The organism is Streptomyces sp. NPDC059454 (assembly GCF_042749965.1).
GTDB lineage: Bacteria > Actinomycetota > Actinomycetes > Streptomycetales > Streptomycetaceae > Streptomyces.
Window position 1 is genome coordinate 86,272 of sequence record NZ_JBHYVC010000008.1, and the last position, 13,731, is coordinate 100,002.

Sequence of the window (13,731 nt, forward strand, 5' to 3'; positions counted from 1 at the left end):
GACCTATCATGAGACTGGGATTTTTGGGCCGGTACGTAAGTATTTACACACCCATTTAAGTTGTGGAATGTACTCCTCGACGTCGCGCAAGTAACGCTGAGAAAGGTTCTGTGACTCATAGAGGGACATGAGGAGTGCTCTACGCATGGTGATGTTGGGTTCTTCTTCAAATTTATGGCGGAGCAGTTGCGCCTCGGCGACTGAAGCCGATCTCCCTAAGTACCGACTAGCGAATTCGCGCGGAAAGTCTTCTCGATTCCTGTCCTCCAAGATGAGCCAGGCGGACTCTTTCATTCGTTCGTCACTCAAGTCCAACGTAAGGAAGTACCTGAGGATTCTTTGTTCGAGGTAGGGGTAACTTTCACTCGCTCCCGACCTCATAAAGTTTACGAGTTTCTTCTGAACCTCCTCCACTCTGTTTTTGAATACTGCCAGATAGGCGAAAGTCTCCTTGGCGATGTGCGCTATGAACGGAAGGTTATCCAAGCACCAACTGACCGCATAGTCGTCTTGTAGTTTTGCTAGGCGATTTATAACAAAGCGAAGGCTCCTTGTGTCAGATGGGTCTCCTTTTGTCACCTCATCAAAATATCGGCGGACCTCTATGTGAGCGCCCGGAATGCCTATGTCGCATGCAGCGGACAGTGATGCCTTGCGCACGTCGTGAATCCGCTGGAAGGCGTCAGATGGCTCCAAAATCTGAGTTTTATGAGCGGACATTGAGAGTCTGCGGGCTCTGAGGATCCTGTTGATTTCGCTTAGTACGTCGCGTAGTTCAGTCCAATCTCGATGGAATATCATGATGTCGTCCGAGTAGCGGAGATACCTCAAATCATTCTTCGCCAGAAACTCGTCAACAGGGGCTAGGTACAGATTGGCTAGTATTCCGGACGCATCCGATCCCTGAGGTAGTCCCCAGGCGTGATTTATTCGCTGAAAGCTGACGAGAAATTTATTCAGATTTTTGGATTTCTCTGCACTCTGGGACAGGCAGGTCAAATCGTCCGCGAGTATCTCCACGTCAATGTGTTCATAGAAGGAAGAAACGTCCAGGGTGGCCATTCGAAGCCAATTGTCGGACTTGAGGAAATATCGGGCATTGGCCTGCATTTTCTTCCACGGCTTGAACCAGAAGATTGGCCTTCCTGCGTTGTGGTTCCAGCGGTAACTGTAGACGGGACGCCGTATCTGACGGTCAATAGATGGAGCTGCCGAGTAGATCAACGCGTCATAAATCAAGCGATCTCTAGCCGAGAATCGGGCCAAGGGGCGGAAAGTTATGTCATTCTTCGGGTAATCGACTATTTCGGTATGGCGAGGTATGCAGTCCCCCTCCTTGATCGCGGTTTCGAGATATTCCCGATAGCCTCGAAGCCACTGATGTTCGATGTCGGCGTAAGCGGCCACATCTGGTATTTCGGAGTACTCCTGGTTGGTAACGAGGAGATCTTTAGCGGTCGTCAGTGTCCGCTTCAGCATCAGCGCTCTGACAACATCCCTCATCAAGTCCCCCAAACATGCAGGCCTTTGATGATACGGCCGGTTCAGGAGGCGCCCCGTGAGGCAGGGACGGCAACTTGCCCCAGGTACACGTGTATAGATGGCTTCACCTGGACGGACACCGGTGTGCTTCGCGAAGAGCGGGGCCGCCTGCGGGCCGTCCGACGTCGGCCAGCAGCAACCGCTAACGACCAACAACGACCACGGGGGCACGGCAGCTTGCCGCGCCCCCGTGGTGTATCCGCCCAGCTAAACCCACGTGTCCAGCCACATCCGCGCCCGCCAGTCGTCGATCGGGATCGTCGTGCCGGTGTAGATGGGCCAGAAGTAGATGAAGTTCCAGGCGATCAGCAGGGTCAGTACGCCCGCCGCCGTCGCGCCCGCGACACGGCGGGTCTCGGTGGAGCGGGGCGGGCCGACGAGGGCGCCCAGGAGCATCGCCACGGCCAGACAGAGGAAGGGGAGGAAGACGACGGCGTAGAAGAAGAAGATCGTGCGCTCCTGGTACAGGAACCAGGGCGCGTAGCCGGCCGCGATGCCGCAGGCGATCGCGCCGGCCCGCCAGTCGCGGCGCAGCAGCCAGCGCCACAGGACGTACAGGAGCGCGAAGCAGGCCACCCACCACAGCATCGGGGTGCCGAGGGCCAGCACCTCCTGGGCGCATTTCTCACCCGCGTCCACCGGGCAGCCGCCCGTGCCGGGGGCCGGGGACTCGTAGAAGTAGGAGACCGGGCGGCCGGTGACGATCCAGCTCCACGGGTTGGACTCGTAGGTGTGCGGCGAGGACAGGCCGACGTGGAAGTCGTAGACCTGGTTCTCGTAGTGCCACAGGCTGCGCCACCAGTCGGGCAGCAGCCACGACCAGTCGCTGTCCTTGCCGTCCTTGGCAGCCCAGTCGCGGTAGTAGCCGCCGGTGCCGTCGGCCGGGGAGAGGATCCAGCCGATCCAGGAGGCGAAGTAGGTGACCACCGCCACCGGCACGGTCGACAGGAACGCCCAGCCCAGGTCGCGCCTCAGCACCGCCACCCGGGGGCGCCGGGCGCCCGCCACCCTGCGCGCGCCGACGTCCCACAGCACCGCCATCACACAGAACGCGGCCATGATGTAGAGACCGTTCCACTTCGTGCCGACCGCCAGACCCAGCGTCAGACCCGCCACCAGCCGCCAGGGACGGAAGCCGATCCGGGTGTTCTCGGCGACGTACGGGTCCGGGCGGACCCGGCCGTCGGCGTCCACGGGCAGCGCGGCGGCGAGCTTCTCGCGCGCCCGGTCCCGGTCGACCACCAGAGCGCCGAACGTCGCGAGCACGAAGAACATCAGCACGCCGTCGAGCAGCGCGGTCCGGCTCATCACGAAGTGCAGCCCGTCCACCGCCATCAGCGCGCCCGCGAGACAGCCGAGGAACGTGGAACGGAACAGACGCCGGCCGATCCGGCACAGCATCAGCACGGAGAGCGTGCCGAGCAGGGCGGTCATGAACCGCCAGCCGAACGGGTCGAAGCCGAACATCAGCTCGCCCAGCCCGATCACGTACTTGCCGACCGGCGGATGCACGACGTACGCCGGGTCCGTCGGGATGGGGACGGCGCCGCCCGAGAGGATCAGATCGTTGGCGTTCTTGTCCCAGTTGACCTCGAACCCGCGGTGGACCAGCGCCCACGCGTCCTTGGCGTAGTACGTCTCGTCGAATATCACCCCCTTCGGACTGCCCAGGTTCCAGAACCGGAGCACGCCCGCCAGCAGCGTGACCAGGAGCGGGCCGCCCCACCCCGACCAGCGGGTGATGCGCTCCGCGAGCACCGGCGGCGCCCCGAGCGTGTCCCACAGCCGCTTCGACGGCTCCGTGTACGGCGGTACCAGGCGGTCGCGGACGTCGGCCTCGCGAACCTCGGCCTCGCGGACGTCGCCTCTGGCCGGGCCCGGCGCCGGATAGCCGAAACGGCGCAGCCGCTGCTGCCACGACGGCCGCTCTTCGTGCGGCGCCTGGTCCTGCCGGGTGTCCGTGGAGGACGCGGTACTGGTCACCGCGCCATCGTAGGGAACAGGGCTGTGTGAGTCCCGCGCATGGCCGGTATGCCCCGGCTCCGTCCTCTCCTGGGAGGATGGGGGAGTGACCGGAATCCTCGTACTCGCAGGCACCCCCATCGGCGACATCTCCGACGCCCCGCCCCGGCTCGCGGAGGAACTGGCGGGTGCCGACGTCGTCGCCGCCGAGGACACGCGGCGGCTACGGCGCCTCACCCAGGCGCTCGGCGTCATGCCCAAGGGACGGGTCGTGTCGTACTTCGAGGGCAACGAGTCCGCCCGCACGCCCGAACTGGTCGAGGAACTGGCGGGCGGCGCGCGCGTGCTGCTGGTGACGGACGCCGGGATGCCGTCCGTGTCCGACCCCGGCTACCGGCTGGTCGCGGCGGCCGTCGAGCGGGACATCGAGGTCACCGCGGTGCCGGGGCCGTCCGCCGTGCTCACCGCGCTCGCCCTGTCCGGGCTGCCCGTGGACCGGTTCTGCTTCGAGGGGTTCCTGCCCCGGAAGGCCGGCGAGCGGCTGGGACGGCTGCGCGAGGTCGCCGACGAGCGGCGCACCCTCGTCTACTTCGAGGCCCCGCACCGCCTCGACGACACCCTCGCCGCGATGGCCGAGGTGTTCGGCGGGGAGCGGCGGGCCGCCGTCTGCCGGGAACTGACCAAGACGTACGAGGAGATCAAGCGCGGTCCGCTGGCGGAGCTGGCCGCGTGGGCGGCGGAGGGCGTGCGCGGGGAGATCACGGTGGTGGTCGAGGGGGCGCCGGAGAGGGGCGCCGAGGAGCTCGACGACGCCGAGCTGGTGCGGCGGGTGAAGGTGAGGGAGGACGCCGGAGAACGGCGCAAGGAGGCGATCGCGGCGGTGGCGGTGGAAGCGGGGCTTCCGAAGCGGCAGGTGTTCGACGCGGTGGTCGCCGCGAAGAACGCGGCCGATGCCCCCGGTTCCGGTTCGGGGGAGCGCCGCTAGGCGGCAGGATCCGACGTCCGGGCCGCTTCCGTAGGATCGGGGCATGCCTTCGAACGCCCCCGACAAGAACGCCGCCCCGCCGCTCCCGGAGCCCCTGCGGGTGCCGGTCGCGGACTCGCACACCCACCTCGACATGCAGTCCGGCACGGTGGAGGAGGGTCTCGCCAAGGCCGCGTCGGTGGGGGTGACGACGGTCGTGCAGGTCGGCTGCGACCTCAAGGGGTCCCGGTGGGCGGCCGAGACGGCGGCGGCGTACGACGCCGTCCACGCGACGGTCGCGCTGCACCCCAACGAGGCGCCGCGCATCGTCCACGGGGACCCGGACGGATGGTCCCGGCAGGGGGCCCGCGAACCCGGCGGGGACGCCGGCCTGGACGAGGCGCTCGCCGAGATCGACCGGCTGGCCGCGCTGCCCCAGGTCAAGGGCGTCGGCGAGACGGGCCTCGACTACTTCCGCACCGGGCCGGAGGGCAAGGAGGCGCAGGAGCGGTCCTTCCGCGCCCACATCGAGATCGCCAAGCGGCACGGCAAGGCCCTCGTCATCCACGACCGTGACGCCCACGCCGACGTCCTGCGCGTGCTGAAGGAGGAGGGCGCCCCCGAGCGCACCGTCTTCCACTGCTACTCCGGGGACGCCGAGATGGCGGAGATCTGCGCGAGCGCCGGGTACTACATGTCGTTCGCCGGGAACGTCACCTTCAAGAACGCGCAGAACCTGCGGGACGCGCTCGCCGTGGCCCCGCTGGAGCTGGTCCTGGTGGAGACCGACGCGCCGTTCCTGACCCCGGTGCCCTACCGGGGGCGGCCGAACGCCCCGTACCTGGTGCCGGTGACCGTGCGGGCGATGGCGGCCGTACGGGGCGTCGACGAGGACACCCTCGCCACCGCCCTCGGGGCGAACACGGCCCGCGCCTTCGGTTATCCACAGGCGTGACCTGCCCGGTCCCCGTGCCCCGTACCCTTGTCCCGTGACCAGCCCCACCCCCGACGCCCTCCTGGGCCCCGCCGACGTCCGTGAACTGGCGGCCGCCCTCGGCGTACGGCCCACCAAGCAGCGCGGCCAGAACTTCGTCATCGACGCCAACACGGTCCGCCGTATCGTCCGCACCGCCGGGGTCCGCCCCGACGACGTGGTCGTCGAGGTCGGCCCCGGGCTCGGCTCGCTCACGCTGGCGCTCCTGGAGGCCGCCGACCGGGTCACCGCCGTCGAGATCGACGAGGTCCTGGCCGCCGCGCTGCCCGCCACCGTCGCCGCCCGCATGCCCGGGCGGGCCGAGCGGTTCGCGCTGGTCCACTCCGACGCGATGCACGTCACCGAGCTGCCGGGACCCGCCCCGACCGCGCTGGTCGCGAACCTGCCCTACAACGTGGCCGTCCCGGTGCTGCTGCACATGCTCGAGCACTTCCCGAGCATCGAGCGCACCCTCGTCATGGTCCAGTCGGAGGTCGCCGACCGGCTCGCCGCCGCACCCGGCTCGAAGGTGTACGGCGTGCCGTCGGTCAAGGCCAACTGGTACGCGGAGGTCAAGCGGGCCGGCGCCATCGGGCGGAACGTCTTCTGGCCCGCGCCGAACGTCGACAGCGGGCTGGTCTCCCTGGTCCGCCGCGCGGAGCCGCTGAAGACCAGCGCCTCCCGGCGCGAGGTGTTCGCCGTCGTCGACGCGGCCTTCGCCCAGCGCCGCAAGACGCTGCGGGCCGCGCTCGCCGGGTGGGCGGGGTCGGCGGCCGCCGCGGAGGCCGCCCTGGTCGCCGCCGGGGTGTCGCCGCAGGCCCGTGGGGAGTCCCTGACCGTCGAGGAGTTCGCGCGCATCGCCGAGAACGCCGAGAACGCCGGGAACAAGGAGCAGGGTCAGCCGTGAGCGTCACCGTCCGCGTCCCCGCCAAGGTCAACGTCCAGCTCGCGGTCGGCGCCGCCCGCCCCGACGGCTTCCACGACCTGGCCAACGTCTTCCTCGCGGTGGGGCTCTACGACGAGGTCACCGTCACGGCGGCCGATGAGCTGCGGGTGACCTGCGCCGGCCCCGACGCCGGCCAGGTCCCGCTCGACCGTACGAACCTCGCCGCCCGCGCCGCCCTGGCGCTCGCCGGGCGGTACGGCCGGGACGCGGACGTCCACCTCCACATCGCCAAGGACATCCCCGTCGCCGGCGGTATGGCGGGCGGCAGCGCGGACGGCGCGGGTGCCCTGCTGGCCTGCGACGCGCTGTGGGGGACGGGCGCCTCGCGCGAGGAGCTCCTCGACATCTGCGCGGAGCTGGGCAGCGATGTGCCGTTCAGCCTGGTGGGAGGGGCGGCGCTCGGTACCGGGCGGGGAGAGAAGCTGACGGAGCTGGAGGTGGGGGGCGCCTTCCACTGGGTGTTCACGATGGCCTCGCGGGGGCTGTCCACACCGGCGGTGTTCCGGGAGTTCGACCGGCTGGGGGAGGGGCGGGAGATCCCCGAGCCCGTGGCCTCGCGGGAACTGCTCGATGCGCTGGCCAAGGGTGACGTCGACGCGCTCGCCGCCGCCGTCTCCGGCTCCAACGACCTTCAGCCGGCGGCGCTGTCGCTGTTCCCCGAGCTGGCCGACACGCTGGCGGCGGGGCGTGCGGCGGGCGCGTCGGCCGCCCTGGTATCGGGGTCGGGGCCGACCACGGCGTTCCTCGCCCGGGACGCGGAGGCGGCGGAGGGGATCGCGGGCGCCTTGCGGGCTTCGGGTACCTGTCGCACGGTGCGTACTGCGGCAGGTCCGGTGCCGGGTGCGACGGTCGTCTGAAGCGCTCAGGGTCGCGTTTCGACCGGGCCCAGGTCGATGGCGATGGCGGAAGGCTTGTCGACCTTGATCCGGTCGCGGTGCCAACCCATGTGCACATAGGACTGCGTCATCGGGTCGAGCTCGTAGACGTGGACGAGGGGACGGCCGGTGGTTCCGTCCTGCTCGACGCGCCAGTAGTTGGGGATTCCCGCGAGGGCGTACTTGTGCGGTTTGGTCGTACGGTCGCGGGATTCCGAGTCCGGCGAGACGACCTCCACGGCGAGCAGGACGTCCTCGGGCTGGAAGCTGGTCTGGTCCAGCCCGGTGACCGCGTCTGCTCGAACCACACTGACATCGGGCTCGGGGCCGTTGCGCTTGTCCAGGACGACGGTCATCCCCCGCTCGACACTGAAGTCCGGACCGAGAGAGCTACGTAGCCCGTTGACCAAGAGGTCGATCACAAGGAAGTGGAAGCGACGCTGCGGACTCACGAAAATCAGGCTCCCGTCGATCAGCTCTGTGTGCGGCGGGAGATCGGGCAGCGTGAACAGGTCGTCCACGGTGTAGCCGTTCACGGGCGGCACCGGCCAGTGACGGCGGTGCTCTACGGACTCGGCGGTCATGGTTCCTCCCATGGACGGGATCCTGCTGCCTGCCCCCTACGGTAGCCGCCCGTTTCCGATCACGTCATCACAAAGAGTGACTGTCTCCTCGCGTCCCGGCCTTGTTCCGGCAGGGCCTACGCTTGAAAGCTGATCGATCCACCGGGCAGGAGAAAAATGGCCGTCAACCTGGTCAATGTCGAGAACGTCAGCAAGGTGTACGGCACGCGTGCGTTGCTCGACGGGGTTTCCCTCGGCGTCTCCGAAGGCGACCGGATCGGGGTCGTGGGGCGCAACGGGGACGGCAAGACCACCCTCATCCGGATGCTGGCCCGGCTGGAGGAGGCCGACACCGGGCGGGTGACGCACTCCGGCGGGCTGCGCATCGGGGTGCTCACCCAGCACGACTCCCTCGATCCGGCCGCCACCGTCCGGCACGAGGTGATCGGGGACATGGCCGACCACGAGTGGGCCGGTAACGCCAAGGTCAGGGACGTACTGACCGGGCTGTTCGGCGGGCTGGACCTGCCGGGGTTCCCCAAGGGCCTGGACACGGTCATCGGGCCGCTGTCCGGCGGTGAGCGGCGGCGCATCGCGCTCGCCAAGCTGCTCATCGAGGAGCAGGACCTGGTCGTCCTCGACGAGCCCACGAACCACCTCGACGTCGAGGGCATCGCCTGGCTCGCCCAGCATCTGCGCGAGCGGCGCTCCGCGCTCGTCTGCGTCACCCACGACCGCTGGTTCCTCGACCAGGTCTGCACCCGCATGTGGGACGTGCAGCGCGGCGACGTGTACGAGTACGAGGGCGGCTACTCCGACTACGTCTTCGCCCGCGCGGAGCGCGAGCGGATCGCCGCCACCGAGGAGACCAAGCGGCAGAACCTGGTCCGCAAGGAGCTGGCCTGGCTGCGGCGCGGCGCCCCCGCGCGGACGTCCAAGCCGCGCTTCCGCGTCGAGGCCGCCAACGAGCTCATCGCGGACGTCCCTCCGCCCCGCGACAGCAGCGAGCTGATGAAGTTCGCCTCCTCGCGGCTCGGCAAGACGGTGTTCGACCTGGAGGACGTCACCGTCCAGGCCGGGCCCAAGGTGCTGCTCAAGCACATCACCTGGCAGCTCGGGCCCGGGGACCGCATCGGTCTGGTCGGGGTCAACGGGGCGGGCAAGACGTCCCTGCTGCGGGCGCTCGCACAGGCGGCCCGGAGCGAGGGGGAGGTGCAGCCCGCGGGGGGCCGGGTCCGCGTCGGCAGGACGGTCAAGCTCGCCTACCTCTCCCAGGAGGTCGCCGAGCTCGACCCCACCTGGCGGGTGCTCCAGGCCGTGCAGCAGGTGCGGGAGCGCGTCGACCTCGGCAAGGGGCGCGAGATGACCGCCGGGCAGCTGTGCGAGACGTTCGGCTTCAACAAGGAGAAGCAGTGGACGCCGGTCGGCGATCTGTCGGGCGGTGAGCGGCGGCGGTTGCAGCTGCTGCGGCTGCTGATGGACGAACCCAACGTCCTCTTCCTCGACGAGCCCACCAACGACCTCGACATCGAGACCCTCACCCAGCTCGAGGACGTCCTCGACGGCTGGCCCGGTTCGATGATCGTCATCTCCCACGACCGGTTCTTCGTCGAGCGCACCACCGACCGGGTGTTCGCCCTCCTCGGTGACGGCACCCTGCGGATGCTGCCGCGCGGGATCGACGAGTACCTGGAGCGCCGCAAGCGGATGGAGGAGGCCGCCGCCGCGGCGGCCTCCGTCCCGGCCGCGGTGCCCCGGGGTTCCGCCCCGGAGAAGAGCGCCGCCGACCAGCGCGCGGCCAAGAAGGAACTCCAGAAGATCGAGCGCCAGCTCGACAAGGTCTCCGAGAAGGAGACCAAGCTGCACGCCGCCATCGCCGAGCACGCCACCGACTTCGCGAAGGTGGCCGAACTCGACGCCGAGCTGCGGGAACTGGCCGGACAGCGGGACGAGCTGGAGCTGCGCTGGCTGGAACTGGCCGAGGACGCCTGAGCCGCCGGCCCTGTCCGCGTGCGGGGCGCGCGCGTGGCGTGAAGGGGGCGTGAAGGCGCGTAACAGGGGCATCACGGGCCGGTCCTCCCTTGGGAACAGGGGAGGACGCGGCCCGGTGGCGTGTCGGTGCCGGGTGATAGAAAGGGGCCAGTCTGAGAAACGTCTGAAGACGACTCTGGGTTCATCGCGTACCTCAGGGCGTGGCTAAAAATCAGTGAGCAAGGGGGAACGCGCTGATGACGCAGCCGCCGAACCAGCCGCCGCAGGGTGGCTTCGGAGCACCGCAGGATCCGCCGCCGGGGGGTGGCTTCGGGGCTCCGCAGACGCCTCCTCCGCCTCCGCAGGGTCCGCCGCAGCCCGGGTACGGATATCCGCAGCAGCCTCCGCAGCAGCCGGGTCCGTACAACTCCGGGCCGTACGCCTCCGGGCCCTACGGCCAGCCGCAGCAGCCGGGGCCCTACGGCCAGCCCGGGTACGGGTACCCGCCGCAGCCGCAGTTCCCCGGGGCGCCCGGTACGCCGCCGCCCGGCGGGCCCGGCTCCCGGGGCTCCTTCAAGGGCAAGCCCGCCATGATCATCGGTGCCGCGGTCGCCGCGCTGCTGGTGATCGGCGGCACCGTGTGGGCCGTCTCCGGTGACGACGGCGAGAAGGACAAGAAGCCCGTCTCCCAGCAGACCGACGACCCCAAGCCGGACGGCACCTCCGGCGCCCCGGTCAACCCGGGCGACGGCAGCGGCGACGGCGGCGAGGACCCGGAGAACCTGAACGAGGGCCGCAAGGCCGGCGAGTCCCAGGTGCTCTGGTACAAGGAGGCGCCCGACGCGCCCGGTTCCGGCGCCGAGGCCCTCGGCATGTGGATCACCGACAAGACGGCGGTGAAGGCCGTCTACAAGCAGCTCTCCGCCTACCACGTCGGTGACGGCAAGCCCGCCTGGGAGCCCATCACCTTCCCGCACAAGATCTGCTCGGTCACGCCGACGAAGACGTCCGACGACAAGATCGTCGTCGCCCACATGAGCGGCACCAGCGACCGCGCCAAGTGCAACCGGCTCCAGCTCATCGACCTCGACACCGGCGAGAAGGGCTGGACGGAGGAGGTCGCCGAGGGCGCGCTGTTCGACTCCGTGCTCTCGATCGAGATGTCCCTCGCCGGTGACACGCTGATGGTGGGCCGCTCGATGTCGGGCACCGCGTACGACGTGACGAACGGCAAGAAGCTGTTCGACACGAAGAAGTACGGCGACGCCTGTTTCCCCTCCGGATTCGCGGGCGGCGAGCGGCTGATCCAGGTCGCCGCCTGCGGCGCCGGCGGCGACAACGAGCACGACGAGCTCCGGGAACTCGACCCGAGGACCGGCAAGGTGAAGTGGACCTACGCGTACGAGAAGGGCTGGCGCGTCGATCACACCTTCTCCGTCGACCCGGTGGTCGTCCACGCCAGCAACCAGGACAAGGACAGCTGGAACATCGCCACCTTCACCGCCGGCGGCAAGGTGCGTTCGCAGGTCGGCGTCGACGAGGACTTCGCGCCCGAGTGCGGCTGGGCCGTCCTGTCGCGCAGCCTCCAGAGCTGCCAGGCCGCCGCCGTCGACGGGGACACCCTCTACCTGCCCACCGTGGCGGCCGGCGGGGCCAACGAGATCGTGGCCATCGGCCTCGCCGACGGCAAGGAGGAGTGGCGGGTGAAGTCCCCGGTGGCCGAGTCGATGCAGCCCATGAAGGTCGAGGGCGGCAAGCTCATCGCCTACGTGAAGCCCTCGTACGACTCCGGCGGCCAGGTTCTGGCCATCCCCACCGGCGGCAGCGACCACAAGCCGGTCAAGCTGATGCAGAACCCGCAGGGCGTCGCGGACATCGAGAGGGACTTCTACAGCAAGGCGGTCGACTGGGTCGACGGCCGCTTCTACATCTCGACGACCAGGCTGACCGGCAATGACGAGTCGAAGGAGAAGTTGATGCTCGCCTACGGCAAGTGAGGTCGCGGCTCGTCTTCTTCCCGCCGTCCGTCGTCCGTCGTCCCCTTCTCCCGAGGTACTCACGTCATGACCCAGCCGCCTCCGCCGCCCAACCAGCCCCCGCAGCAGCCGGGGTTCGGGCCGCCGCAGCAGCCGTCCACTCCTGGTGGGCCCGATCTCAACAAGGCCCCGGAGCCCGGATACGGGTATCCGCAGACTCCGCCGACCCCGGCCGCCCCGCAGCCTCCGCTCACGCCGCCGTCGGCTCCGCAGGGGCCCGGGTACGGGTATCCGCAGCAGCCGCCGGCCACCGGGTACGGGTATCCGGGGCAGCAGCAGCCGGGGGCGTACGGGCAGCCGCAGCAGCCGGGGGCGTACGGGCAGCCCGGGTACGGACAGCCCGGCTACGGACAGCCCGGGTACGGCTATCCGCAGCCGCCGACCATGCCGATGCAGCCGCAGCCGGGGGGCGGCGGGAAGAAGTTCAACGCGCAGGCCGCCATCATCGTCTCGGCGGTCGCGGCCATCGCCCTGATCGTCGGCGGCGGTGTCTGGTACGCGTCCTCGTCCGGCAAGGACGACGACAAGAACACCACCGCGGATTCCGGCGGCACCAGCGGCAAGGACGAGAAGAACGGCGGCACCGGGGGCACCTCCTCCGGCGCCGAGGAGAAGGCACCGGCCGACACCGGCTCCAAGGTGCTGTTCCAGGTGCCCGCGCCCAAGGTCCCCAAGGGCACCACGAGCATCTCCACCTCCGGTTCCTGGCTGACCGACACGGTGTACGCCAAGAGCGGGATCGCCGAGGTCGTCGGTTACGACCGTGCCAAGGGCACCGAGAAGTGGACGATCGACCTGCCCGGGCCGGTGTGCGAGGGCAGTGGCCGGGCCACCGAGGACAACAAGACGGCGATCATCTTCAAGCCCGCCATGCCGACCAAGACGGATCCGCAGTCCTGTACGCAGGTCGCGGTGATCGATCTGGAGGCCGGCAAGCAGGTGTGGACCAAGAGCGCCAAGTCCGGCACCATGCCGATCAGCTTCAACAACATCACGATCAGCGGCGGTACCGTCGCGGCGGGCAGCACCAGTGGCGGCGCCGCCTGGGATGTCGCCACCGGCAAGCAGCTGTGGGCGCCCAAGACGTCCGACTCCTGCTACGACTCCGGGTACGGCGGCGGCGAGAAGCTCGTCGCGGTGCGCAAGTGCGGCACGTACGAGCAGCGGCAGCTGCACATCCAGACCATCGACCCGAAGACCGGGAAGGTGATCACCGAGTACAAGATGGACGAGGGCATCGAGTACGCCGCCGTCGTCTCCACCGATCCGCTGGTCGTGGCCGCCGACGTCGGTGACTCCGCGGGTGACGGCAGCGGCATCTCGGACTTCTTCTCCATCGACAACAAGACCGGCAAGCTGCGTACGCGCATCTCCGCGCCGGGCGAGGAGTACGCGGCCCGCTGCGACGCCATCTACAAGCTCGAGAAGTGCAGCGGGCTGGCGGTCGGCGAGGACCGGCTGTACATCGCGACCGAGGAGCACGAGGGCGGCGGGGAGTCGTACAGCCAGACCAACGAGGTCGTCGCCTTCGACCTGGCGACCGGCAAGCAGACCGGTCAGCGTGCCGACGCGGGTGACGGCTACACGATCACTCCGCTGCGGATGGACGGCGGGAACATCCTGGCGTACAAGCGTCCGCCGTACGACAAGGGCGGGCAGATCGTCAGCATCGACGGGGGGACCTTCAAGCAGACGACGCTGATGGAGAACCCGGCGACGGAGACCGTGCGGGACGTCGAGTCGCGGATGTCGCCGGATTACGCGGAGATCCTGTTCTCGCAGGGCGGTCTGTACATGTCCGGTATCTACGCCAGTGACTTCTCGTCGGCTTCGGACGAGAAGGAGTATCTGGTGATCGCTTTCGGTACGAGCTGATCACCCGGTTTCTCGTTTCTCGCG

At 68.8% G+C, this 13,731-nt stretch carries 10 protein-coding genes; 7 read left to right on the forward strand and 3 right to left on the reverse strand.

Going from position 1 to position 13,731, the window contains the following annotated elements; genetic code table 11:
* Positions 1–6 precede the first annotated feature (6 nt).
* Together ACFXAE_RS08260 and ACFXAE_RS08265 are read right to left on the reverse strand one after the other, a co-directional pair.
* A complete protein-coding gene (locus ACFXAE_RS08260; protein ID WP_384709876.1) occupies positions 7–1,503 on the reverse strand; it encodes an RNA-directed DNA polymerase in 1,497 nt (498 codons plus the stop codon).
* Between the two features lie 246 nt (positions 1,504–1,749).
* Positions 1,750–3,525 (reverse strand): dolichyl-phosphate-mannose--protein mannosyltransferase, encoded by a 1,776-nt coding sequence (locus ACFXAE_RS08265; protein ID WP_384709879.1) that lies wholly within the window; start codon positions 3,523–3,525, stop codon positions 1,750–1,752.
* Between the two features lie 85 nt (positions 3,526–3,610).
* Between ACFXAE_RS08265 and rsmI the strand changes: the two genes are divergently transcribed.
* Genes rsmI through ACFXAE_RS08285 form a run of 4 tightly spaced genes read left to right on the forward strand, consistent with a single transcriptional unit; the run spans position 3,611 to position 7,244 of the window.
* The gene (gene rsmI, locus ACFXAE_RS08270) at positions 3,611–4,489 is read left to right on the forward strand and encodes a 16S rRNA (cytidine(1402)-2'-O)-methyltransferase (RefSeq protein WP_384709882.1); all 879 of its coding nucleotides are present in this window, start codon (positions 3,611–3,613) and stop codon (positions 4,487–4,489) included.
* A gap of 43 nt (positions 4,490–4,532) precedes the next feature.
* A complete protein-coding gene (locus ACFXAE_RS08275) occupies positions 4,533–5,423 on the forward strand; it encodes a TatD family hydrolase (RefSeq protein WP_384709884.1) in 891 nt (296 codons plus the stop codon).
* A 34-nt stretch (positions 5,424–5,457) separates the two neighbouring features.
* Positions 5,458–6,348 carry a 16S rRNA (adenine(1518)-N(6)/adenine(1519)-N(6))-dimethyltransferase RsmA gene (gene rsmA / locus ACFXAE_RS08280; RefSeq protein WP_384709887.1) on the forward strand — a complete coding sequence of 297 codons (891 nt, stop codon included), beginning with the start codon at positions 5,458–5,460 and terminating at the stop codon, positions 6,346–6,348.
* Positions 6,345–7,244 carry a 4-(cytidine 5'-diphospho)-2-C-methyl-D-erythritol kinase gene (locus ACFXAE_RS08285; protein ID WP_384709890.1) on the forward strand — a complete coding sequence of 300 codons (900 nt, stop codon included), beginning with the start codon at positions 6,345–6,347 and terminating at the stop codon, positions 7,242–7,244. Before rsmA ends, ACFXAE_RS08285 begins: the two co-directional genes overlap by 4 nt.
* A 5-nt stretch (positions 7,245–7,249) precedes the next feature.
* Here ACFXAE_RS08285 and ACFXAE_RS08290 read toward each other — a convergent pair whose 3' ends face one another.
* A complete protein-coding gene (locus ACFXAE_RS08290; RefSeq protein WP_384710126.1) occupies positions 7,250–7,846 on the reverse strand; it encodes a Uma2 family endonuclease in 597 nt (198 codons plus the stop codon).
* A 156-nt stretch (positions 7,847–8,002) separates the two neighbouring features.
* Here ACFXAE_RS08290 and ACFXAE_RS08295 point away from each other — a divergent pair, with 156 nt between their 5' ends.
* The 3 genes from ACFXAE_RS08295 to ACFXAE_RS08305 all read left to right on the forward strand — a co-directional run bounded on the left by ACFXAE_RS08295 (position 8,003) and on the right by ACFXAE_RS08305 (position 13,707).
* Positions 8,003–9,817 carry an ABC-F family ATP-binding cassette domain-containing protein gene (locus ACFXAE_RS08295; protein ID WP_384709893.1) on the forward strand — a complete coding sequence of 605 codons (1,815 nt, stop codon included), beginning with the start codon at positions 8,003–8,005 and terminating at the stop codon, positions 9,815–9,817.
* A 236-nt stretch (positions 9,818–10,053) separates the two neighbouring features.
* Positions 10,054–11,793 carry a PQQ-binding-like beta-propeller repeat protein gene (locus tag ACFXAE_RS08300; protein WP_384709896.1) on the forward strand — a complete coding sequence of 580 codons (1,740 nt, stop codon included), beginning with the start codon at positions 10,054–10,056 and terminating at the stop codon, positions 11,791–11,793.
* Positions 11,794–11,859: 66 nt separating this feature from the next.
* Positions 11,860–13,707, forward strand: coding sequence for a PQQ-binding-like beta-propeller repeat protein (locus tag ACFXAE_RS08305; protein WP_384709899.1), 1,848 nt, complete (start codon positions 11,860–11,862; stop codon positions 13,705–13,707).
* Positions 13,708–13,731 lie beyond the last annotated feature (24 nt).

What these genes read in the sequence shown, in the direction of transcription:
- ACFXAE_RS08260 (WP_384709876.1), bottom strand. Translation starts at nt 1,503, where the DNA reads ATGAGGGATGTTGTCAGAGCGCTGATGCTGAAGCGGACACTGACGACC.
- ACFXAE_RS08275 (WP_384709884.1), top strand. Translation starts at nt 4,533, where the DNA reads ATGCCTTCGAACGCCCCCGACAAGAACGCCGCCCCGCCGCTCCCGGAG.
- ACFXAE_RS08290 (WP_384710126.1), bottom strand. Translation starts at nt 7,846, where the DNA reads ATGACCGCCGAGTCCGTAGAGCACCGCCGTCACTGGCCGGTGCCGCCC.
- ACFXAE_RS08295 (WP_384709893.1), top strand. Translation starts at nt 8,003, where the DNA reads ATGGCCGTCAACCTGGTCAATGTCGAGAACGTCAGCAAGGTGTACGGC.
- ACFXAE_RS08300 (WP_384709896.1), top strand. Translation starts at nt 10,054, where the DNA reads ATGACGCAGCCGCCGAACCAGCCGCCGCAGGGTGGCTTCGGAGCACCG.
- ACFXAE_RS08305 (WP_384709899.1), top strand. Translation starts at nt 11,860, where the DNA reads ATGACCCAGCCGCCTCCGCCGCCCAACCAGCCCCCGCAGCAGCCGGGG.